The organism is Methylobacterium gnaphalii (assembly GCF_007992215.1).
GTDB lineage: Bacteria > Pseudomonadota > Alphaproteobacteria > Rhizobiales > Beijerinckiaceae > Methylobacterium > Methylobacterium gnaphalii.
Genome location: NZ_BJZV01000032.1, coordinates 14,177 through 34,566, shown reverse-complemented (window position 1 = coordinate 34,566; position 20,390 = coordinate 14,177). Strand labels below are relative to the sequence as shown.

Here is a 20,390-nt window from a genome sequence, read left to right as displayed (position 1 = left end):
ACGGAGGTTCGGACACGCAGTCAGCGCCCCAAAGCAAGACGCGTGAGGACGGTATCGATGGCTAGGGGCAGGAACGCCTCCGAGGCGAACCGGGCCCGGACCGCTCGCAGCGCCGGTATCGCATCTGCCGTTCCGACCTCTGCCAGCACTTCCACTGCCGCGGCGCAGACGTTCGGATGGGTCTCGCCGCCGAGCAGGGCTGCCAGCAGCCGATTTGCTATCTCGGTCGGTTGCGCCCGCACGATCTCGGTCGCGAGCAGCCGCACGTCCGAGTCCGAGTCGGACAGCAGGTTCGGCAGCACGAAGGCTGCCGCAGCAGGCATCGCCTGAAGCGTCTCGATGCATGCGGTGCGCAGCCCCGCGTCCTCGGAGCGTAGATGCTGGGCCAACTCGCTGGCGGCGGAAACGTCGGAGAGGGACAAGAGCTTCGCGAGAAGGGCCTCACGGCGCCGGAGGTCCTTCTCCGCTCCGAGGGCCAAGCCGAGGTCGTGCGCCGCCTCGACTTTGTCAGGCTCTGAACCTGTCGTGGTTTCGGCGGGGCGATGCGGATCGCGGCGGACAAGCGGCATCAGTTCACCATTTGGAGGAGTGCGTCGGCGATGCCTTCGAGCGGAGCGACAACGGTAGCGCCGCCGGTCCTGACGAGCTCGCCCGGCATGCCCCAAACCACCGCCGTCTCCTCGCTCTCGGCGATGGTGCGGCCACCTCGCGCCCGCATCCCGGCCATCGCCGTCGCGCCGTCGCGGCCCATGCCCGTCATGAGAACCCCGACGAGTCGCACGGGCTCGAACAGGTCCAGGGCACTAGCGACGAGGCGGTCGACGCTCGGATGCCAGGGATAGTCAATGTGGGCCGGCACTGGCTGCACCACCAGCCCGGACGGGCGGCGCGCGACCGTCACGTCCGCGTCCCCCCTTCCGATGTAGACGTTGCCAGGTGACAGCGGCATCGGTCGCGAGGCTTCCTGCACCTTCAGGGCGCACAGGCCGTCGAGCCGGCGCGCGAGAGGACCGGTGAAGCTACTGGGCATGTGCTGTGCGACCACGACAGGCCAGGGGAATTCGGGAGGCAATCGTGACAGCAAGGCGTCGAGCGCTGGCGGACCTCCCGTCGACGTCCCAACCAGCACGATGCCTTCGGCCGGCCCCAACTTGGGCGGATTGCGGGATAGCGGTTCGGGCGACGCCGTACGTACCGGCATCCGCGGCCGTTGAGGCAGGTTGCCACCCGCGCTCACCGTTCTGGCACGGATTCGCTCGGCGAGCCGCAGGGTCGGACGCAAGCGGGCACGAGCAGCCGCACGCACCTTCTGCACGATCAGTGGGCCGAGGCGGTCCATCTCAAGCGAGACCGCACCACCGGGCTTGGTAACGAAGTCCACTGCTCCGCGCTCAATCGCATCGAGAGTGACCTCCGCACCATTCGCAGTCAGGGACGACACCATGACCACCGGCGTGGGCCGGTCCAGCATAATGCGGTCCAAGCAGTCGAGGCCGCTGAGGCCCGGCATGTTGACGTCGAGGGTGATCACGTCCGGGCGGAAGCGGAGGTGCTCGACCAGCGCCTCGTCGCCGTCGCGGGCGAAAGCGACCTCGACGTCCCGTTCCTGCGCAAACACGCCCCCGAGGAGCTTGCGCATCAGCGCGGAGTCATCGACGACCAAGAGGCGGATCATCCTGTGGGATTCGTCTCAGTTGTCCGCCCTGCCGCTCGTTTAGTGGCCGCGCGCAAGCTCCGCTCCGTGCCGAAGAGCAAGGCCGGCGCGTCCACGATGGGTAGGAGGCTGCCGTCGATCAGGGTCGCGACGCTGCCAACGCCATTTAGGGCATCGCCGGAAAAGTCGGGCACCGGTCGGATGGCATCTGCATCAATGCCGAACATGCGCGAGACGCCGTCGACGAGCAGGCCAGCGGTGACGCCTCCAGCTTCAAGCACGACGATACGACGCCGCGCGTTGGCTTCGCCCGGCGGCAAGCCGAACCGGCGCCGCTGGTCGACGACGGCCAGCACAGTGCCTCGGACGTCGATGGCACCAACGATAAGGTCCGATGAACGCGGCAACCGCGTCATGGTCTCCGGTACGCGCAGCACTTCCCGAACCATGCCAACCGGCACGCCGTAGCTCTCGCCCGCGATGTCGAAGACCACGACCTGCTCCGTTGCGCATTCCGTCTGGCCGTTCGCGGGCTTGGAGTCGGTGGAACGTGCGGACGAAGCAGTCACGGTGGTTCCTTCGAGCAAGCGGTCAGCGGACAACACGGAGACCAGCGCACCGGCTGCGTCGACCCGGCAGATCGCGTCGACGGCCGTCGCGCCGCCTCGGCTCAATGCCGACGGAACCGGATCGATGGCATCCGGTGCGAGGCGCAGGATTGGACCTAGAGCGTCGACAACAAGGCCGATCTCCGCTCCTCTGAGGCGCGCGACAACGACGCGTCCGTCCGGGCTCGTGGGGGGCGCGGCGTGGCCGAGCAGGGCCGGCAGGCTCAAGAGCGGCAGTACCCCGCCGCGCAACGCGGCGACGCCTAAGGCCGCGTTCCCTGCACGCGGCACTGGCACCACGTCAGGCGGGAGTGCCAGCACCTCTGCGACCCGCTCCAGCGGTAGCGCGTAGGACCTTCCGGCAGCGATGAACGAGACCAGTGCAATACGTTCTGCCCCTGTCTCGCCGGCGGCCTCAACCCGCGCGGATCTGACGCTTGCATCAGCCACTTTGCTGCGGCGCGGAAACGCCGCAGCGACGAGCGTTGGCAGATCAAGCACGCGAGCGCTTCCGGAGCCATTTGCAACGGAGTGCTGCCCAAATCCTCTGGCTCCGCCCGGCTCAGCGGAGGCTGTGCCGGAGGAGAACGACACGACGCGGTCGACCATGAGGCCGACCGGCTCGCCGGCTTCTGCGACAACGACCCTTGTCGGCTCCGTCGCCGGCTCTCGATCGGGGCGCACGATGCGGCGTAGGTCGAGCACTGGCAGGGCCGTACCGCGGAGGTTTGCCAGACCAGCCAATGTGGGTGGTGCGCCGGGCACGCGCGTCAGCCTGGGCGGACGAACGAGTTCGCGGACGAGGCCCGCGTCGAGGGCAAAGTCGTCCGGGCCCAGTGTTACGACGAGGTAGTGGTTGTTGCCCTTGCCGTCGGCCTCAGGCATCCGCGACCTGCAATTCGTCGGCGAGTGCAGCGATCTCTTCGATGCTCGCGGCGAGATCCTCGGCGCCGCGCGACTGCTGGCGCGCGGCGGTTGCGGCTTCGCTGGCCGCACGGTTGGCTTGCTCCGCGGCGGCAGCGATTTGCTGCGAGCCCTTCAAAGCGTCGCGGGCCGCGCTAACAATGGCTTTCGCACCTGACAGCACGTCGGCGTTACCGGCTTCCAGACGAGCGACGTCGTTCTCCACCGCCGTAAGGGTGGCGAGCAACCCTTGACTGCGCTGTGCCTCGGCTTCTGACGCAGCGGAGACCTGCTCCAGCGCCCGGCGGACCGCGGCGACGCCGCCTTGGATGTCGCGCACAGTGTCGAGAATGCGGTCGGCATTGGCCGCCGCGTCGCGGGCCAACGCGCGAATCTCGTTCGATACGACGGAGAAACCGCGCCCACCCTCGCCCGTGCGCGCCGCTTCGATGGCACCGCTGACCGCGAGCATGTTCACCTGCACAGCCACGATGGCGATGGAGCTGACGATCTTCTCGATCCGGCGATTGCTGCCTTCGAGTTCGCCGATGCGGTCGAGGCAGGCACGGGTTTCTTGGAGTGAAAGTCCCACACCGTCGGCGAGGGAACCGACAGCCAAGCGCACCTCCCTGAGGGTCGCACCAATTCGGGCGACGCCCTCTCGGGCAATCGTGGCGTTCGAAGTAAAAACCGTGGCGCTACGCTCGACCTGAGCCATCGCGGCGCTGGATTGCTGCGCTGCGGCGCTCTGGATGCCGGTTCCGCGGTTTATCTGGTCGACGGCGGCGAGGATCTCGGCGGCCGCCCCGGACAACTCCTGGACTGTGGCGGACAGCTCCTCCGCGGCTGAGGAGACTTCCTCGGCCCGTTCTTGAACCGATCCGCTGCCCGTCAGATCATCGGCGAGGCCGGCCAGCGTCTGCGCTGTGCTTTGAGACTGCTCAAGGGACTGCACCTGCTGCGCCACGGCCTGTTGCGCCTGTCCTGCCGCGGCGGCCTGCTCCTCTGCCGCGGCGGCGATCTGCTCCGCGCCGCGTTGCGCCTCCTGGATGACCATCTCGGCCTCGACCGCGGCGGAAAGAATGGCCTGCGAGCCTTCCGCCAGCCTGCCAAGTTCTGACCTTGCTTGCTCCAGTCGTTCTGTCACGCGCCCGCCAACCTCGGCATCGGCCGCCGCCGTCCGAGCCGCAGCACGGATGATCTCACCGATGCCCCGAACCTCCGATCGGATCGCCTCGGCCAGTGTCCTGACCTCGGCCGCACTTGCCTCGGAGGTTTCAGCGAGTGCCCGGACCTCGTCGGCGACGACCGCGAAGCCGCGCCCATGCTCGCCGGCGCGAGCTGCCTCAATGGCGGCGTTCAACGCCAGCAGATTGGTTTGATCGGAGACGTGCTCGACGGTGCCGGTAATCTCTCCGATGCTCGCGGCGGCGCGGTCGAGCTCTTCGATCAAGGTGACCGATGCAGACTGCCGTTGAGAGTTGGCCTGCACGGCGGCGACCGACGAGGTGACCTGAACGCCGGTCTCGGCCAACAGCGTCTGGAAGGCAGTAGTTGACTGGCGCGAGGCGTTCGCCCGCATTCGGGCTTCAGACAGTCGGCCGACAATGTCGGCAACGGCGGCAACGGACTCCTGTGCGGCACCTGCTGCCTCCTCGGCGCCTGAGGCAATCTGTTCCATCGACCGCCGCAATTCCTCAGCGGCTGACGATGCCTGGGTCACGCCTGCGGCGAGTTCCTCGGTCGCCGCGGCGAGCCGTTCCGCTGCCTTCTGCCGTCGGGCGCGGGAACGCTCGCGTGAGCGGCCAGGCGGAGTGGAGGCGGCCTGCATGGAGTTCGATCTGGCCACGGCCGCATCCCCAGGTTCATCCTGCGATGCTAGCCGCGTCCTCTTCACCAGTGCCATGGACGGATCACCCGCGTTGGACCGTCCTTCCTGCCGGACACAGGGGTGAGGATGGTTTGAAATTCGGCTCCGTGGTTCTAAGCAGGCGTGCGGCTCGGTCAAGGACGCGCGCCATCCCTTAAACGGGTTGGGGCGCAAACACGAGCGGTGCGACGCTGGCCAACATCAACTGAAGGCCAAGCCGAACCATTGGCTGGACGAGCCGGGTCAACGCTGACAGGGCCATCGGCAACGGCATCGATCGAGGGGCGGCTTAAGGTTGTCCTAGGGCCTTGTGAGGGCCGTTTCGAAGATACCGACGGCGGCCGCTGAATCCCGGCATGGGCGCATTTTTGACGGTCGACTTTCGAGCGCCGATCAAGCGGACGTTTAAGTCCGGGAGGAGCCGGCCGAAAGCGGTAGACGAGGACTCCGGCACCCGTGGGGAACGGAAACGCTGCAACGGCGCCACCGCTACGCGAATGAAGAGTTCCACCGCTATTAGCACGCGGAGCGATTTTTATGCTGGCGACACCGATATAGCCGTGCATAAATATCGCTGGTCACGCGTTTGAGCGCTCGCTCGATGGGTTTCGGGACATCGATGTTCGAAGGGCTTTGGCGCAGCGCGACCGGTGCCGAGATCCGCCTGCTTCAGGCGGGAGAAGCCGTGTCGGGGACCTACGCGGCGATCCCGGAGGATGCCGGTTTGCCCCTTCGTTGCCGCATGCTTGTCGGTACAGCCGAAGGTGACATCATCGGTTTCGTCACCACCTCGGCCGCCCCGCTTACGATCAAGAGCTGGACGGGCCGCTACTTCCGCCCTGGTCCGGAGGGGGCCCCCGAGATCCATGCCGTCTGCCACGGGGTCAATAAGTCCGCTCCCCCTCTCGCGATGCAACTCTCCGTCACCTTGGAGACGACCATCTTCACGAAGGTCGCGGACCCATTCACGGCTGCGGTGTCCGACCTTGCCGCTCTGTCCGCCTAGACGGTCGATACCGTCAGCGTCTCCAGTACCTCATCGAGCGGCCGGGCCGTGTCGCGCATTACCTTTGCGACCGCTTCGATGTCGTCCAGGCCGACAACTGGTACCCTGGCATCCTCGAACGGAACGTCGCTGGCGATCGCCACGATGAGCGGGTCGGTCGGATATAACGGTGATCGCCCATTCGCGGTCCTGTGAACCTCGATCTTCGGGATCGGCTCGCGCTTGAAACCCTCGACGATGACAAGGTCGCAGGGGCTGACCTTCCTCAGCAGTTGCGGAAGTGTCAGCTCTTGCTGGTCCCCCAACTCATGGATCTGCGCCCAGCGTCGCCCCGATGAAACGATGACCTCGCTCGCTCCCGCCTGGCGATGCGCGTAAGAGTCCTTCCCAGGGCGATCCGTTTCGAAGTCGTGGTGCGCGTGCTTGAGCGTTGCGACTTTCAGTCCATGCGACACTAGAACCGGGATCGCTCGTACGAGCAAGGTTGTCTTTCCGGCGCCGCTCCATCCGGCAAGACCGATTACCCGCATGCCGGACATCGCTACGCATCCCTCCGTTCCGTCGGCGTGACTGCGCCTTCCGTAGACATCCGGCAAGACCGAGCCATGCCGGCAAGTCGCCCCCCCCTAAGCGCACATACGATTTGAAATGAATACAAAAGCGATTTACCAACTGCGCTATAACGGCTGCCATTGAGCAGGCCAGAGCGAACGCCACGCTATCGACCCGAACGGGCAAGTCATGCATCGCATACCGCAAAGTGACCAGGCATGAGCAGCGACGCCAGCAAGGCGGCGTCTGACCGCGCGGAAGCGATCGTGCAGGCTTATGCCGTCGAGGCAAAACCTCCGCTCACCCAGGACCTGAAAGCGCGTCTGCACGCAATTCTTGCCGCTGCGCTTGATCCTGCCCTGCCTGAGGAGTCAGTCTCCGCGCCGCTGGATCGGCTGAACGCCGCCATTGATGGTTTCGAGGCTGAGCTCCGTTCGGTTGTCGGTCCGAGGGTCAAGTCCCTGGATGAGGCGATCGGCTCGGTGACGATGGAGCATCGTTCCGAGGCAGGCCAACCGCTGCGGGCGTTTGGCGGCCAGTAAGGCGCCGCTCCCGAGCATCCTTCGATCGTCCGTCCACAATAGCTGGAAACCAGAACGCCCATGAGCGAGGCACCAGGTAACGTCAGGCGCTTCTCCCACCCGGGCCGCGGGCGCAACAAGGCTCGCGCGGTGCCGAAAGGCCGTCAGGTCGAGCCGCGCGCAAAGGTGGAGATCGAGGAACTGCTCGGTGACCGCTCGCGCCAGAGAGACCTGCTCATCGAGCACCTGCACCTCATCCAGGACACTTTCGGCCAGATCAGCGCGGAGCATCTCGCGGCGCTTGCCGACGAGATGAAGCTCGCCTTCGCCGAAGTCTTCGAGACCGCAACCTTCTATGCTCACTTCGACGTGGTGAAGGAAGGTGATGCCTCCATTCCGCGGCTAACGGTGCGTGTGTGCGACAGCATCACCTGTGCGATGTTCGGCGCCGAAGAGCTGCTGGAGACGCTTCAGAGGGAGCTGTCGTCCGATGCGGTCCGCGTCGTGCGCGCGCCGTGCGTCGGCCTGTGTGACCACGCCCCGGCCGTCGAAGTGGGCCATAACTTCCTGCACGAGGCCGACCTCGCCTCGGTGAGGGCCGCGGTGGAAGCCGACGATACCCACGCTCACGTCCCGGAATACGTCGACTACGACGCCTACCGGGCTGCGGGCGGCTACGCGACACTGCAGCGATTGCGGAGCGGTGAGCTGCCGGTCGAGGACGTGCTCAAGTTGTTGGACGACGGCGGACTTCGCGGGCTCGGGGGCGCCGGCTTCCCCACCGGTCGGAAGTGGCGCTCCGTGCGCGGCGAGCCCGGGCCGCGGCTCATGGCGGTCAACGGTGACGAGGGCGAGCCAGGCACCTTCAAGGACCAGCTCTACCTCAATACCGATCCGCACCGGTTCCTAGAGGGCATGCTGATCGGTGCCCATGTCGTCGAGGCGGCGGAGGTCTATATCTACCTGCGCGACGAGTATCCGATCTCGCGTGAGATCCTCACACGCGAGATCGCCAAGCTGCCGCAGGGCGGACCGCGCATCCACCTGCGCCGCGGGGCTGGCGCCTACATCTGCGGCGAGGAATCCTCGCTGATCGAATCGCTTGAGGGCAAGCGCGGGCTGCCGCGCCACAAGCCGCCCTTCCCCTTCCAGGTAGGCTTGTTCAACCGACCCACGCTCATCAACAACATCGAGACGCTGTTCTGGGTGCGCGACCTGATCGAGCGCGGTGCCGGCTGGTGGAAGAGCCACGGCCGCAACGACCGCGTCGGCCTGCGCTCATATTCCGTGTCCGGGCGGGTGAAGGAGCCAGGAGTCAAGCTGGCCCCTGCAGGCCTGACAATCCAGGAGCTCATCGACGAGCATTGCGGCGGCATGGCCGACGGACACGCCTTCGCGGCCTACCTGCCGGGTGGGGCGTCCGGCGGCATCTTGCCGGCATCCATGAACGATATCCCGCTCGATTTTGGCACGCTCGAAAAATACGGCTGCTTCATCGGCTCGGCGGCCGTCGTCGTGCTCTCGGATCGGGACGATGTCCGCGGTGCAGCGTTGAATTTGATGAGGTTCTTCGAGGACGAGAGCTGCGGACAGTGCACGCCGTGCCGCTCAGGCACGCAGAAGGCTCGCATGCTGATGGAAAACGGCGTGTGGGACACCGACCTTCTGGGCGAACTCGCCCAGTGCATGCGCGACGCGTCGATTTGCGGTCTCGGCCAGGCGGCGTCGAACCCCGTCGCCAGCGTGATCAAATACTTTCCCGACCTCTTCCCGGGACCGCGTGCGGTCGCCGCGGAGTGATGGTCGGTAAAACGGATGCCTGAGACTGGAGCGGTAGCATGAGCAACGCCCCCGATACGCATGGTGACAAGACCGAGAAGCCGGAGGTCCGGGCCGATGGTCCCCAGGATGCCGGCGGTCCCGTGCAGGGAGGAAGCCCGGCGTCCGGCGGATCCTATTCGCAAGGCGCGAAGTCCGGTGGCCAAGCCGCCCCGGAGCCGTCGGGTCTCCACGGCATAAGGGATCGGCCCACTGCGCCTCCGACGATCGCCTTCGAGCTCGACGGGCAGCAGGTCGAGGCCCAGCCGGGCGAGACGATCTGGTCCGTCGCTAAGCGGCTCGGCACCCATATCCCGCATCTCTGCCACAAGCCCGAGCCGGGCTACCGCCCCGACGGCAACTGCCGCGCCTGCATGGTCGAGATCGAGGGCGAGCGCGTGCTCGCCGCTTCGTGCAAGCGCACTCCTGCCGTCGGCATGAAGGTGAAGACGGAGACCGAGCGCGCGACCAAGGCCCGGGCGATGGTCCTTGAGCTCCTCGTGGCGGATCAGCCCGAGCGCGAGACCTCCCACGATCCGACCTCGCACTTCTGGGTGCAGGCCGATTACCTTGATGTCACCGAGAGCCGTTTCCCGGCGGCGGAGCGCTGGACGGGCGACTTCAGCCATCCCGCCATGAGCGTCAATCTGGACGCCTGCATCCAGTGCAATCTCTGCGTCCGCGCCTGCCGCGAGGTTCAGGTCAATGACGTGATCGGGATGGCCTACCGATCCGCTGACGCCAAGGTCGTCTTCGACTTCGACGACCCCATGGGCGCATCGACCTGCGTCGCCTGCGGCGAGTGCGTACAGGCGTGTCCAACGGGCGCCCTGATGCCCTCTGCCTACCTTGATGCCGAACACAATACCCGAACGGTCTACCCGGACCGCGAGGTGACGTCCCTCTGCCCGTATTGCGGCGTCGGCTGCCAGGTGTCCTACAAGGTCAAGGACGAGAAGATTATCTACGCCGAAGGCGTGAACGGCCCGGCCAACCATAACCGCCTCTGCGTCAAGGGACGCTTCGGCTTCGACTACATCCACCATCCCCACCGTCTGACGGTGCCGCTGATCCGCCTGGAGAACGTTCCGAAGGACGCCAACGACCAGGTCGACCCAGCCAATCCGTGGACGCACTTCCGAGAGGCGACCTGGGAAGAAGCCCTCGACTGCGCCGCTGGTGGCTTGAAGTTGGTTCGCGACACCCACGGCCGCAAGGCGTTGGCCGGGTTCGGTTCGGCCAAGGGCTCGAACGAGGAAGCCTATCTCTTCCAGAAGCTGGTGCGCCTGGGCTTTGGCACGAACAATGTCGACCATTGCACACGCCTCTGCCATGCCTCTTCGGTCGCGGCACTGATGGAGGGGCTTAACTCGGGCGCGGTCACGGCCCCGTTCGCAGCCGCCATGGACGCCGAGGTCATCATTGTGATCGGGGCCAACCCGACGGTGAACCACCCTGTCGCGGCGACCTTCCTCAAGAACGCTGTGAAGCAGCGCGGCGCCAAGCTGATCGTGATGGATCCGCGGCGGCAAACCCTCTCACGCCACGCCTACAAGCACCTCGCCTTCCGACCCGGGTCGGACGTTGCGATGCTGAACGCGATGCTGAACGTAATCGTTGAGGAAAAGCTCTACGACGAACAGTACATCGCCGGATACACTGAGAACTTCGAGGCCCTGAAGGAGAAGATCGTCGACTTCACACCCGAGAAAATGGCCGCGGTCTGCGGCATCGACGCCGAGACGCTGCGTGAGGTCGCCCGGCTCTACGCGCGGGCCAAGTCTTCGATCATCTTCTGGGGCATGGGAATCAGCCAGCACGTTCACGGCACCGACAACTCGCGCTGCCTGATCGCCCTCGCGCTCGTAACGGGGCAGATCGGGCGTCCCGGTACTGGCCTCCATCCGCTTCGTGGCCAAAACAACGTCCAGGGAGCCTCAGACGCTGGCCTGATTCCGATGGTCTATCCAGACTACCAGTCGGTCGAGAAGGATGCCGTCCGCCACCTCTTCGAGGAGTTCTGGGGCCAGCGCCTGGATCCCCAAAAGGGCCTGACCGTCGTGGAGATCATGCAGGCCGTCCACGCCGGCGAGATCAAGGGCATGTTCGTCGAGGGGGAGAACCCCGCGATGTCGGATCCCGACCTCAACCACGCCCGGCACGCCTTGGCGATGCTTGATCATCTCGTCGTGCAGGACCTGTTCCTGACCGAGACGGCGTTCCATGCGGACGTGGTGCTGCCGGCTTCGGCCTTCGCCGAGAAGGCGGGAACGTTCACGAACACAGACCGCCGCGTGCAGATCGCCCGACCAGTGGTCTCGCCTCCGGGCGACGCTCGCCAGGACTGGTGGATCATTCAGGAGCTAGCGAAGCGGCTAGGGCTCTCCTGGAACTATGGCGGCCCCGCCGACATCTTCCGCGAGATGGCCCAGGTGATGCCCTCTCTCAACAATATCACGTGGGAACGCCTGGAGCGCGAGGGCGCGGTGACTTACCCCGTCGACGCCCCCGACAAGCCCGGCAACGAGATCATCTTCTACGCCGGCTTCCCAACGGAGAGCGGACGGGCCAAGATCGTGCCCGCATCGATCGTTCCGCCAGACGAGGTGCCTGACCATGAGTTCCCGATGGTGCTCTCGACGGGCCGCGTGCTGGAGCATTGGCACACTGGATCGATGACACGGCGCGCGGGTGTGCTCGACGCTCTCGAACCCGAGGCCGTGGCGTTCATGGCACCGAAGGAGCTCTATCGCTTGGGTCTTGAACCGGGCGACACGATGAAGCTGGAAACACGACGCGGCGCCGTGGAGTTGAAGGTGCGTTCCGACCGCGACGTGCCGGCAGGCATGATTTTCATGCCGTTCTGCTACGCCGAAGCCGCTGCGAACCTCCTGACGAACCCGGCCCTCGACCCAATGGGTAAGATCCCAGAGTTCAAGTTCTGTGCTGCCCGGGTCGCCCCCATCCATGCGGCGCCGATGGCGGCCGAATGATCAAGAACCCTGGCGGCAGGGTCCTGCCGCCAGGGGCCTCGAAGCCCCTTCGCCGGACTGTCTTTGTCCAACCTGAAGTGGTAGGAGTCCGCTCCTAAGCCCGTTCGATTATGCAACGGTAGGCTTCATGAGGGTGCCCAAGAGCTCCAGCTCTACGGCAACAGCGGTCAATGTCAGCCTTTCCATCCTCTGGTAGCAGTCGAGGATTTCGTCGCCCATCGGCGTCAACTGCGTGACACCTCCCGTCTTTCCGCCACGGCTCGCCGTAACCAGCGGCTCCCGGAAGGCCTTGTTCAGGGTGTCGATCAGGTACCAGGCACGCTTGTAGCTCATTCCCATGCGGCGCCCCGCAGCCGCGATGGAACCTGTCTCGCGGATCCCGCCCAAGAGAGCAGCCTTTCCCGGACCGAGCAATGTGTCGGTACCGAGCTCTATCCTCAAGCTTATGCTCGCTTCTTCGCCCACCGCATCACCATCGACCACATCTCGGAACACGTAACGACTAGACTGCTGGCCGGGTGCGCGTATCGCCGATCGTGTTGATGAACCACAAGGCTTTCCGCCCGGTTGAGAAGAAGAGGGTCCAGACTGAAAACGGGAGACGGGAATGCGCGGGGTTCTCCTTCAGGCAGCGATGCTCGGGATCCTGATCAACACGAACGCCGGGCTGCGCGCCTCTGAAGCGCCCCCCGGTCAATCAGACCAACCCGCCACGCGATTTCTCGCAGGGCCTGAGCCCGGTACGCTGCGTGTGTCCGAAATCATCGGCGTGCCCGTGATTGGCATGGATCACGTGCGCGTCGGCAAGATCGAGGACGTTCTTCTAGACGGAAGCGCACGCGTCCGAACTGTGGTGATCGGCGTCGGCGGCTTCCTGGGTGTGGGCGAGAAGTCCGTTGCCGTTCCCTTCGATCAAGTATCCTGGAATTTCAGCGACGTCCCTCTGACAGGCGGCTCGAGCTCCGTCACGACGCCGGAGGAAGCATCTGCTCCGGAGCGGACTGCCCAGCTCGCTCCGGAATCCATGCCGGGTGCGAACACGACTCGGGACGTACTCGGCGCCGTCCAGAACCAGCACAGCGGACGCGTCACCGACAGTACTGGCTCGGCCGACGCGACTCGCCCCGACGGTACGCCCGCGACCACATTTGCGGGCAGTAAGCCCTGGCACGCTGAAGTCCGCCTCACCCGGGCGCAATTGGACGCCGCTCCGGCCTTCGGCACTAACGGGACCAGCCGGTAGGCTCATCATGCAAAAGGGGATCCTGATGAGAAACCTCACGCTTGCCGGACTTGGTTGGATCGCAAGCTTTCACCAAGCCTTCGCGCAGCAAACCAAGGACGCACCCCCGATTTCAGAGTCGGGACCATCTCACGCGACGTCAGGACCGGCGGTGGCAGCCGCGATCGACCTGAACTGGGTCTGGGTCAGCTTGGTCGTGGCCCTTGTCATCCTGGGGCTCTGGTACGTCGCACGTCAGCGGCAATCAGGTCCTCCGCGGCGCTGATGAACTCAGCTCAGGGACCCGCCGTCTTCCCGGTGGCTGGGAAGAATAGTTGTTCGCCTCCAACCTTGAAGCTCGATATGGCCTGCCGGCCCTCTTCCGAAACCAGCCAATCGATGAAAGCCTGTCCTTCCTCTGCCTTCACGCCAGGATGCTTCTCAGGATTCACCAGCATCGCGCCGTAGGGATTGAACAGGCTCGGATCCCCCTGCACCAGTATGACGAGGTCGCCACGGTTCTTGAAGGAGAGCCATGTCCCTCGGTCGGCCAGAAGGTAGGCGCTCTGCGCGGAAGCTGTATTGAGGGCAGGACCCATTCCTTGGCCGACATCACGATACCAGTCGCCGCGCGCAGCAGGCAGATCGACGCCGGCATCCTTCCAGGCGCGCAGCTCAGCGCCATGGGTACCCGATCGGTCTCCACGTGAGACGAAAGGCGCCTTTGCGGCTGCCAGCTTGGCGAAGGCTTCGCGGACCCCAAGGCCGCGTACGCTGGCCGGATCCGATGAAGGACCCACCAGGACGAAGTCATTATACATCACGTCGTAGCGCCTGCTCGCGAAACCGTCCGCGAGGAATTTGTCCTCTGCCGGACGATCGTGAACCAAGACCACGTCGGCGTCCCCTCTGCGTGCTGCGTCGAGTGCCTGGCCGGTGCCCAAAGCGACCACTTTCACGTCGATCCCGGTCTTTTCCCGAAACAGCGGAAGGATATGCTTGAACAATCCTGACTGCTCGGTCGACGTCGTTGACGCAACGACGATCGAGGTTGCACCCGCGAAAGCGGTGTTCCTGAGGTCGACAACACCTGAGACAGCAGCCAGCAAAAGGCTCAAGAGACAGCGGCGAAGGATGTCCACGGTAGTTCCCCAGCTAGATAGGCTTTCGTCTCGGGTGTTCGCGGCGAGAATAGGATTTGCCGGGTCGGACCTTGCTCCACGGCACGGCCCGACGTCAGGACGATAGCCTTGGCGGCAAGCCGCGCGACCTGTCCGAGATTGTGCGAGACAACGAGTACGGTGGTGCCCGCACGTGCCATTTCGGCGATCAATCCTTCGACGATTTCGGTCGACGTGGGATCAAGGTTCGCGGTGGGCTCGTCAAGGAGGAGGAGGTCGGGTCTCGTCGCCCAGGCTCGCGCGAGCGCCAATCGTTGCTGTTCCCCTCCGGAAAGACGCGTTGCCGCATCCCGAGCACGGCCGGCAAGGCCGACACGAGCCAAAGCGGCGTCGGTCCGCATGGAACGCTCGCGACGAGACATGTTCACGAGGGCAAGCGCCACATTGGCCGCCGTGCTGGCGCGCACGAGTGCTGGGCGCTGGAAGACGAAGGCGCGACGCCCTGCGCCGACGGTGATCGTTCCCGAGTCGGGTTTCAGCAGACCGTCGATCAACCTCAGCGTCACGCTTTTCCCCGCGCCGTTGGGACCGATCAGGGCGGTTACGATCCCGCGATCGACTTCCATAGCCAAGCGATCCAGGACCAGCCGACCGTCGAGCGTCAGCCTCGCATTGCTGAGATGTATGAAGGGGGAATTGTTCATCCGTAGGCGCGAGCCGCGTGCCGACGGAGAAGAGATGCGAACATGTTCACGAGGACAACGAGGCTCATCAGGACCACGCCGAGCGCCAAGGCAAGGCTCAGGTCGCCTTTCTGCGTTTCGAGCGAGATCGCCGTCGTCATGGTGCGGGTGAACCCGTCGATATTGCCGCCGACAACGAGAACGGCACCGATCTCCGAGATGGCCCGCCCGAAAGCGGCAAGCGCTGCCGTCACCAGGGAAAACCGAACGTCGTAGATCATCGCGGCGGCTTGCAGAGGAGCGGATAGGCCGAGGGAGCGCAACTGCTCTCCCAGATGGACCGCGGTATCGGCAACGACCTGGCGAGTGAGCGCAGCCACGAGAGGCGTCGCCAGTGTTGCTTGTGCCGCGATCATGGCGCCGGGGGTGAACAGCAGGCCGAGCGATCCGAGCGGGCCTGAGCGGGAGAGAATGAGATAGAGCGCCAGTCCGACGATCACCGGAGGCAGGCCCATGAAGGCATTGAGCAGGGCGATGGCGATACCCCGGCCGGGGAAGCTGCAGACCGCAATGAATGAGCCCAGCGGAATGCCGAGGATGAGGCCTATGCACACTGCGGTGACGCTGACCCGCAGCGAGAGCCATGCAATCGACACCACATCACGGTCCAAGGACCAGAGGCGGGAAAGGATCTCACTGAACATTTGCATCGTGCGCTGGCCGGGTGACGGATGCTGCCAACGCGGCAGGGGAAAGAGATCGATACATCCGCCGCGCGGCGCGACCCCATGATCTACCAGAGGAGCGCATGGGGATAGTAGGCGAGAAGGTCACCCGGAGCGACCGACGTCGTATCGTCCGGAAGCTCGACCAGACCATCGCTCTCGGTCAGTGAGGTCAGCACGCCTGCCCCATCGCGATGAAACTTGCGTGCTTCCTCAACCCCGTCAGCTCCGCGAACCAGCGACACCCGCACGAACTCGCGCCGGCCTGTCTTCTTTCGGTACTCGAACGCGGCGCGCACCTGTCTTGCGGCAGGAACCTCCACCGAAGCGCCGCCGAGCTGGGCCAGAAGAGGCCGTACGATGAAGAGCAGCGTCACGTAGACCGCGACTGGGTTGCCCGGCAGGCCGACGAATGGCGTGCCGCCCACCAAGCCGATCGCGACCGGTCGGCCCGGTTTGATGGCAAGCCTCCACACGATCAATCGTCCGAGGGCCTCGACCGCGCCTTTCACGTGGTCTTCCTCGCCCGTCGAAACACCGCCGGAGGTGAGGATCAGGTCATGGCCACTGGCGGCTTCGGACAACCGGGCTGACATTGTGACGGGATCATCGCGGAGGATGCCGAGGTCGTTCACATCGACGCCGAGGCGCCGGAGGAGCGCCCCGAGCAGGACCCGGTTTGAGTCGTAAACCGCCCCTGGCTGCAGTGGCGTACCCGGTTCCGCCAGTTCATCGCCTGTCGAGAACAATGCGACACGCAATCTCCGGCGAACGGCGATCGTTCGATGTCCCGTCGCGGCCGCGAGCGCGAGGTCCTGTGGGCGAAGACGTCGGCCCGCAGGTATCGCAAGCTGGCCACGTGACAGATCCTCGCCGGCCGGCCGCGCATTCGCGCCTTGCTTCAGGTGCGGCGGTAAGTGGACGTGGTCTCCATCGACGCGGACGTCCTCCTGCATGAAGACCGTATCCGCCCCCCGCGGCAGTGGCGCGCCGGTGAAGATCCGTATTGCGCCTCCGACTTCGCCCGGACCCGCCGGCGTGCCGGCTGGTAGTCGTCCGGTCACCGGTAGGACAGTCTGCTCCCCTTCGATCAGGTCGGCATGGCGGACCGCGTAGCCGTCGACCGCCGAATTGGCGAAGGGAGGCAAGTCGTATTCGGCTTGAACGTCGGCGGCGCAGATGCGCCCGTCGGCCAGATGGACCGGAACGGTCTCAATGTCTGCGACGACCGGCATGCGTTCGACGATCAGCCCCAGCGCATCCTCGATCCGCATGAGCTTACCGCCGAAGGCGAAGCAATCATCGGTCAGCTGTGCCAAAGCCTTGAAACCTTTTCGATCGGGCTGCTCCGGAGGCAGAAACCACGGTGCAAACTGCCAGACTGCTGCGACATCTTCCCTGGCAGACACGTACGATTTCGTCGAGCCGACATGATGGGAGCACCTCTGAGGATGAGGGCGAGGGCTCCTGGTTCTTCAGTCGCGCGGCCCCAAGGATGCAGGCTTAGCCTTTCGCCGCAGGCACGAAACCGAGTTCTCGTAGCGCTTCTGCTGTCGAGGTCTCGTCGAGCAACGCAATGAGAGCCGCAAGCGCGGAGCCCTCTCGGGCGTCCCCGCGATACGCCAAGTCGTAGTACTCTTCCGTCAGCGGGATGAAGCCTAGCCCATAGGCATCCGCAACGCTCGCGATGGCCACGCCCCAATCCGCCCTGCCCTGCGAGACCGCGGCGGCCACGGCGTTGTGCGAACGCGGCTGGTTCCAGAACCCCGCTGGTCGAGCGCCCTCCAGCAGCCCGTCTACGAGCAGCCGCGTGCCCGAGCCGGCGTTGCGGTTGACCATGACGGCGTCGGGATCAGACAGCACCGCGGCAACCGCCGTCGCTGCCTCGCGACCGACAAACCTGGGGTCGTCGGGGCGAAACACGATGCCCTGAAGCCGACGCCAGCCAGATACGAGCGACATTCCCTCGTCGAGGAACGGTGAATTGTAGAGGCCCGTCTGGGGATCGAAGAGGTGCATGGCGGCCACGTCACATTCGCTGCGTCGCAGAGCGGCGAGCCCACCGGCGGATCCGACCCATATGGTGCGTGCGCGGTAGCCTCGCTCCGCGAGCAGGCCGACCACCCGGTCCAGGCCGACGCAATGGCTGCCGACGATCGTGAGATCGGGCGCCTGGATGCCGGCGCCGAGGCGAACGACTGAGACGCCCTCGCCGGCCTCCACACCCGCCCGCGCGGCCGGCACCGCGAAGAATCCGTCAGCCTGCGAGAAGGCGGTGACCGAGCCCGAACCCTTCGGCAGCGGCAGGGCGATGGTTCCGTCGGGGCCGAGGGTGAGCGACGTCATCACGAATTCGGTCCGACCGAGCTCGGAGGGCACCCGTTGGGACACCCGCGCCGTAACAGTCTCGTCTTCCCGCGGGGGCAACCCGGCCCGCGCACGCAGGAAGGGAACGACGAAGTCGTGGAAGGTGAACATCGCGGAGGTGGGAAACCCCGGCAACACGACGATCGGCTTCCCCTGAGCTGCCGCCACGCAGAGCGGTTTGCCGGGCTTGAGCGCCACGCCGTGAAACAGGATGCCCGGCTCGCCGAGGTGGGACAGGACCCGGTGCGAGACGTCGCCAGCGCCCTTCGACGTGCCTCCCGAGAGCACGACGAGGTCGCTTTCTGTCAGGGCCGAACGCAGGGCTTCTTCAAGGGCGGCCGCATCGTCGCGCACGATCCCGAGCCGGACCGGGTCGCCGCCATTCTCGGTCACCGCGGCAGCGACGACGGCCCCGTTCGAGTCGTATATCGCGCCCCTGGGCAGCTGCTCGCCGGGCTCGACAAGCTCATCGCCCGTCGACAGCACTGCGACACGTGGTCGCTTGACGACGTCGACCCTAGCGAGGCCGCAGGCTGCCAGCATGCCAATCTCGCGCGCCGTGATGCGCGTCCCCTTGCGCAGCACCGTCTCACCGGATGCCATGTCCGCACCAGCATAGCCGACGAACTGCGCCGGGCGGACGGCAGTCAGGACATCGACCGCAAGCGTCTGTGCGTCGAACTCCGTATGCTCGACCATCACCACGGCATCGGCGCCGCGCGGGATCATGCCGCCGGTCGAGATGGGCGTCGCCGTGCCCGGCTGCACGACGAGCGTCGGAGCGATGCCACAGGCAAGGATCTCCTGATTCAGCGTGAGGCGCCGCGGGCTCGCGGGCCCTGCTCCTTCCGTGTCCGCCGCGCGCAACGCGAAGCCGTCGACGAGGGCGCGATCGAAGGGCGGGACATCCATCGGTGAGGCGACGTCGTGGGCGAGGACCCGCCCGAGTGCGTCGTCCAGGGAAACCGTCTCGGGCGGCAGGAGCGTGTGCGGAACCGCCGCCCGAAAGCCGGCGAGCGCATCGTCCCGGCTCATCACCTTCAGGAATTGCTCCTGGCTGGAGGCCGAGGCGAGGCGCTCGGCGAAGGCCGCGGCAGCGTCATCTGCGTCCGGACTCACAGGGACCAAACCTCTGCCTCCTCGCCAGCCGAGAAGCCCTCGCTTTCCGGCTCGACGACGATGATGCCGTCCGCCTGCGCCAGTCGGCGAAGCGGTAGGCCGGCTCCCCCGAGCGGCTCGACGCCGTCGGATCTGATTCGCACGAACACGATCTCGGTCAAACCAATCAGTGAGACGACCTTCCGTACCAGAACCTGCCGACGCGGCCTCTCGTCCTGCATGCCGGCGAGCCTCGCGACGAGAGGCCGCCCCAGAGCCATGAACGCGGCGAGCGCCGCCTCGGGGCGGCCAGGCAAGAGAAGAACCGGACGGCCGGCTGCCGTCCCGACCGCAGCGGTTTCCCCGGGCCGGATGGCGATGCCGTGCGCCCGCAGCTCTCCCGCCGCGGCGAGGGCCGCCGCGCTGTGATCGGAGCGCCCGACACCGCTGCCTCCGATCAGGATGACCGCGTCGGCCGAGCCGTCACGGATCGCCTGCGCGATGTCGGAAACCTCGCTGCGAGCCCGAACGACCTCGGCCTCTCCGCCTCGATGCACGACGAGGCGCGCGATCATGGGCGACGCCGTATCCGGGATCGGTGCGCCTGCCGCGATGATGCGCAAGCGGGGCCGGCGGACATCGACCGACGCCAATTCCGCTGCCTCAAGAGCGAGCATGTGGAGCGGTCCGATCCGGCTGCCCGCCTCGATCAATGTCTCGTCCCGAGCGATGTCGTCGCCCGCGCCGCTCACGCCTTCCCGCGCGGCGACGTCCATAACGACCGTTCCATTCTCCCATCCCTCCGGTGGCAAGACGGCGTTGGAACCGCGAGGCAGCGGCTCTCCGGCCTCGACCCATGGCGGCGGAGGCACGAGAAAGATCGGCGCGTAGGTCGACGCGCCGCCGACCGCAGCGGCCTCGACCGCGAACCCGTCACGCATCGCCGTCGGGGAAGCGGGCTTGGCGTTGGGTGCTGCGATCGCCCCGGCCGCGACGCACCCGAACGCCGCTGCGAGGGGAACGGTCGTGGGGGAGACGGGTGCGACCTCGCCGCAGAGCAAGACCATCGCCTCCCGAAGAGGAAAGAGCGGCGAGGATGCGGTTCGGATCATCACGGTGGCGATGCGCCATCCGGGTGCGATGATCAAGGTCTTGGCCCGCAGGCGCTCGCCGTCCGCAACGGCGCGATGCGCAGGATCCAAGCGACGGTGACGGGCCCGTATACGGTGCGTATGGTCCTCCCCATCGT

General features: G+C 65.9%; 17 protein-coding genes and 1 pseudogene. 5 read left to right on the top strand and 13 right to left on the bottom strand.

From position 1 onward, the window contains the following. Nucleotides 1–20: 20 nt before the first annotated feature. The 5 genes and pseudogenes from MGN01_RS19990 to MGN01_RS24210 all read right to left on the bottom strand — a co-directional run. The gene (locus MGN01_RS19990; RefSeq protein ID WP_147048590.1) at nucleotides 21–569 is read right to left on the bottom strand and encodes a HEAT repeat domain-containing protein; all 549 of its coding nucleotides are present in this window, start codon (nucleotides 567–569) and stop codon (nucleotides 21–23) included. Further along, nucleotides 569–1,675 (bottom strand): chemotaxis-specific protein-glutamate methyltransferase CheB, encoded by a 1,107-nt coding sequence (cheB, locus tag MGN01_RS19985; RefSeq protein WP_147048589.1) that lies wholly within the window; start codon nucleotides 1,673–1,675, stop codon nucleotides 569–571. The genes MGN01_RS19990 and cheB overlap by 1 nt, the downstream gene beginning before the upstream one ends. Further along, nucleotides 1,672–3,147, bottom strand: a complete 1,476-nt coding sequence (locus tag MGN01_RS19980; protein ID WP_147048588.1) for a chemotaxis protein CheW — start codon at nucleotides 3,145–3,147, stop codon at nucleotides 1,672–1,674. Before MGN01_RS19980 ends, cheB begins: the two co-directional genes overlap by 4 nt. Beyond that, the gene (locus MGN01_RS24215; protein ID WP_244612312.1) at nucleotides 3,140–4,222 is read right to left on the bottom strand and encodes a methyl-accepting chemotaxis protein; all 1,083 of its coding nucleotides are present in this window, start codon (nucleotides 4,220–4,222) and stop codon (nucleotides 3,140–3,142) included. The genes MGN01_RS19980 and MGN01_RS24215 overlap by 8 nt, the downstream gene beginning before the upstream one ends. Nucleotides 4,223–4,231: 9 nt before the next feature. Further along, a pseudogene (locus MGN01_RS24210) lies at nucleotides 4,232–4,747 on the bottom strand (methyl-accepting chemotaxis protein); the annotation flags it as partial. 889 nt (nucleotides 4,748–5,636) lie between these two features. On the opposite strand from MGN01_RS24210, the gene MGN01_RS19970 reads away from it, so the two are divergent. Next, on the top strand, nucleotides 5,637–6,041 hold the full coding sequence (locus MGN01_RS19970; protein ID WP_244612311.1) for a hypothetical protein: 405 nt from the start codon (nucleotides 5,637–5,639) through the stop codon (nucleotides 6,039–6,041). Here the strand turns inward: MGN01_RS19970 and mobB are convergent. Further along, nucleotides 6,038–6,580: a molybdopterin-guanine dinucleotide biosynthesis protein B gene (gene mobB / locus MGN01_RS19965; RefSeq protein WP_174804612.1), complete on the bottom strand. Its 543-nt coding sequence runs from the start codon at nucleotides 6,578–6,580 to the stop codon at nucleotides 6,038–6,040. The two genes, MGN01_RS19970 and mobB, sit on opposite strands and share 4 nt — an antisense overlap. Nucleotides 6,581–6,811: 231 nt before the next feature. Between mobB and MGN01_RS19960 the strand changes: the two genes are divergently transcribed. The 3 genes from MGN01_RS19960 to fdhF are packed head-to-tail and all read left to right on the top strand — an operon-like array spanning nucleotide 6,812 to nucleotide 11,925. Continuing rightward, complete coding sequence (locus MGN01_RS19960; protein WP_147048586.1) at nucleotides 6,812–7,135, top strand: hypothetical protein; 324 nt, start codon at nucleotides 6,812–6,814, stop codon at nucleotides 7,133–7,135. A gap of 60 nt (nucleotides 7,136–7,195) precedes the next feature. After that, nucleotides 7,196–8,914 carry an NAD(P)H-dependent oxidoreductase subunit E gene (locus MGN01_RS19955; protein ID WP_147048585.1) on the top strand — a complete coding sequence of 573 codons (1,719 nt, stop codon included), beginning with the start codon at nucleotides 7,196–7,198 and terminating at the stop codon, nucleotides 8,912–8,914. 38 nt (nucleotides 8,915–8,952) lie between these two features. After that, nucleotides 8,953–11,925, top strand: coding sequence for a formate dehydrogenase subunit alpha (gene fdhF / locus MGN01_RS19950; protein ID WP_147048584.1), 2,973 nt, complete (start codon nucleotides 8,953–8,955; stop codon nucleotides 11,923–11,925). 108 nt (nucleotides 11,926–12,033) lie between these two features. Here fdhF and MGN01_RS19945 read toward each other — a convergent pair whose 3' ends face one another. Continuing rightward, nucleotides 12,034–12,390, bottom strand: a complete 357-nt coding sequence (locus tag MGN01_RS19945) for a winged helix-turn-helix domain-containing protein (protein WP_238257593.1) — start codon at nucleotides 12,388–12,390, stop codon at nucleotides 12,034–12,036. A gap of 142 nt (nucleotides 12,391–12,532) precedes the next feature. On the opposite strand from MGN01_RS19945, the gene MGN01_RS19940 reads away from it, so the two are divergent. Next, entirely contained in the window at nucleotides 12,533–13,168 is a 636-nt protein-coding gene (locus tag MGN01_RS19940) for a PRC-barrel domain-containing protein (protein ID WP_147048583.1), read from the top strand. Nucleotides 13,169–13,443: 275 nt separating this feature from the next. Here the strand turns inward: MGN01_RS19940 and MGN01_RS19930 are convergent, their stop codons facing one another. From MGN01_RS19930 to MGN01_RS19905, 6 genes are all read right to left on the bottom strand, one after another. Further along, nucleotides 13,444–14,289, bottom strand: coding sequence for an ABC transporter substrate-binding protein (locus MGN01_RS19930; protein WP_147048581.1), 846 nt, complete (start codon nucleotides 14,287–14,289; stop codon nucleotides 13,444–13,446). Continuing rightward, on the bottom strand, nucleotides 14,262–14,972 hold the full coding sequence (locus MGN01_RS19925) for an ATP-binding cassette domain-containing protein (RefSeq protein WP_147048580.1): 711 nt from the start codon (nucleotides 14,970–14,972) through the stop codon (nucleotides 14,262–14,264). The genes MGN01_RS19930 and MGN01_RS19925 overlap by 28 nt, the downstream gene beginning before the upstream one ends. Further along, the gene (locus tag MGN01_RS19920; RefSeq protein WP_147048579.1) at nucleotides 14,969–15,661 is read right to left on the bottom strand and encodes an ABC transporter permease; all 693 of its coding nucleotides are present in this window, start codon (nucleotides 15,659–15,661) and stop codon (nucleotides 14,969–14,971) included. The genes MGN01_RS19925 and MGN01_RS19920 overlap by 4 nt, the downstream gene beginning before the upstream one ends. An 83-nt stretch (nucleotides 15,662–15,744) precedes the next feature. Beyond that, a complete protein-coding gene (locus tag MGN01_RS19915) occupies nucleotides 15,745–16,995 on the bottom strand; it encodes a molybdopterin molybdotransferase MoeA (RefSeq protein ID WP_147048598.1) in 1,251 nt (416 codons plus the stop codon). A 184-nt stretch (nucleotides 16,996–17,179) separates the two neighbouring features. Continuing rightward, nucleotides 17,180–19,162 carry a molybdopterin biosynthesis protein gene (locus MGN01_RS19910; protein ID WP_147048578.1) on the bottom strand — a complete coding sequence of 661 codons (1,983 nt, stop codon included), beginning with the start codon at nucleotides 19,160–19,162 and terminating at the stop codon, nucleotides 17,180–17,182. Next, complete coding sequence (locus MGN01_RS19905; protein ID WP_306437165.1) at nucleotides 19,159–20,343, bottom strand: molybdopterin-binding protein; 1,185 nt, start codon at nucleotides 20,341–20,343, stop codon at nucleotides 19,159–19,161. Before MGN01_RS19905 ends, MGN01_RS19910 begins: the two co-directional genes overlap by 4 nt. Between the last annotated feature and the right edge of the window lie 47 nt (nucleotides 20,344–20,390).

Excerpts from the sequence above, each read along its gene's own strand:
- MGN01_RS19990 (WP_147048590.1), bottom strand. The coding sequence starts at position 569 with ATGCCGCTTGTCCGCCGCGATCCGCATCGCCCCGCCGAAACCACGACA.
- cheB (WP_147048589.1), bottom strand. The coding sequence starts at position 1,675 with ATGATCCGCCTCTTGGTCGTCGATGACTCCGCGCTGATGCGCAAGCTC.
- MGN01_RS19980 (WP_147048588.1), bottom strand. The coding sequence starts at position 3,147 with ATGCCTGAGGCCGACGGCAAGGGCAACAACCACTACCTCGTCGTAACA.
- MGN01_RS24215 (WP_244612312.1), bottom strand. The coding sequence starts at position 4,222 with ATGGTCATCCAGGAGGCGCAACGCGGCGCGGAGCAGATCGCCGCCGCG.
- MGN01_RS19970 (WP_244612311.1), top strand. The coding sequence starts at position 5,637 with ATGGGTTTCGGGACATCGATGTTCGAAGGGCTTTGGCGCAGCGCGACC.
- mobB (WP_174804612.1), bottom strand. The coding sequence starts at position 6,580 with ATGTCCGGCATGCGGGTAATCGGTCTTGCCGGATGGAGCGGCGCCGGA.
- MGN01_RS19960 (WP_147048586.1), top strand. The coding sequence starts at position 6,812 with ATGAGCAGCGACGCCAGCAAGGCGGCGTCTGACCGCGCGGAAGCGATC.
- MGN01_RS19955 (WP_147048585.1), top strand. The coding sequence starts at position 7,196 with ATGAGCGAGGCACCAGGTAACGTCAGGCGCTTCTCCCACCCGGGCCGC.
- fdhF (WP_147048584.1), top strand. The coding sequence starts at position 8,953 with ATGAGCAACGCCCCCGATACGCATGGTGACAAGACCGAGAAGCCGGAG.
- MGN01_RS19940 (WP_147048583.1), top strand. The coding sequence starts at position 12,533 with ATGCGCGGGGTTCTCCTTCAGGCAGCGATGCTCGGGATCCTGATCAAC.
- MGN01_RS19925 (WP_147048580.1), bottom strand. The coding sequence starts at position 14,972 with ATGAACAATTCCCCCTTCATACATCTCAGCAATGCGAGGCTGACGCTC.
- MGN01_RS19920 (WP_147048579.1), bottom strand. The coding sequence starts at position 15,661 with ATGCAAATGTTCAGTGAGATCCTTTCCCGCCTCTGGTCCTTGGACCGT.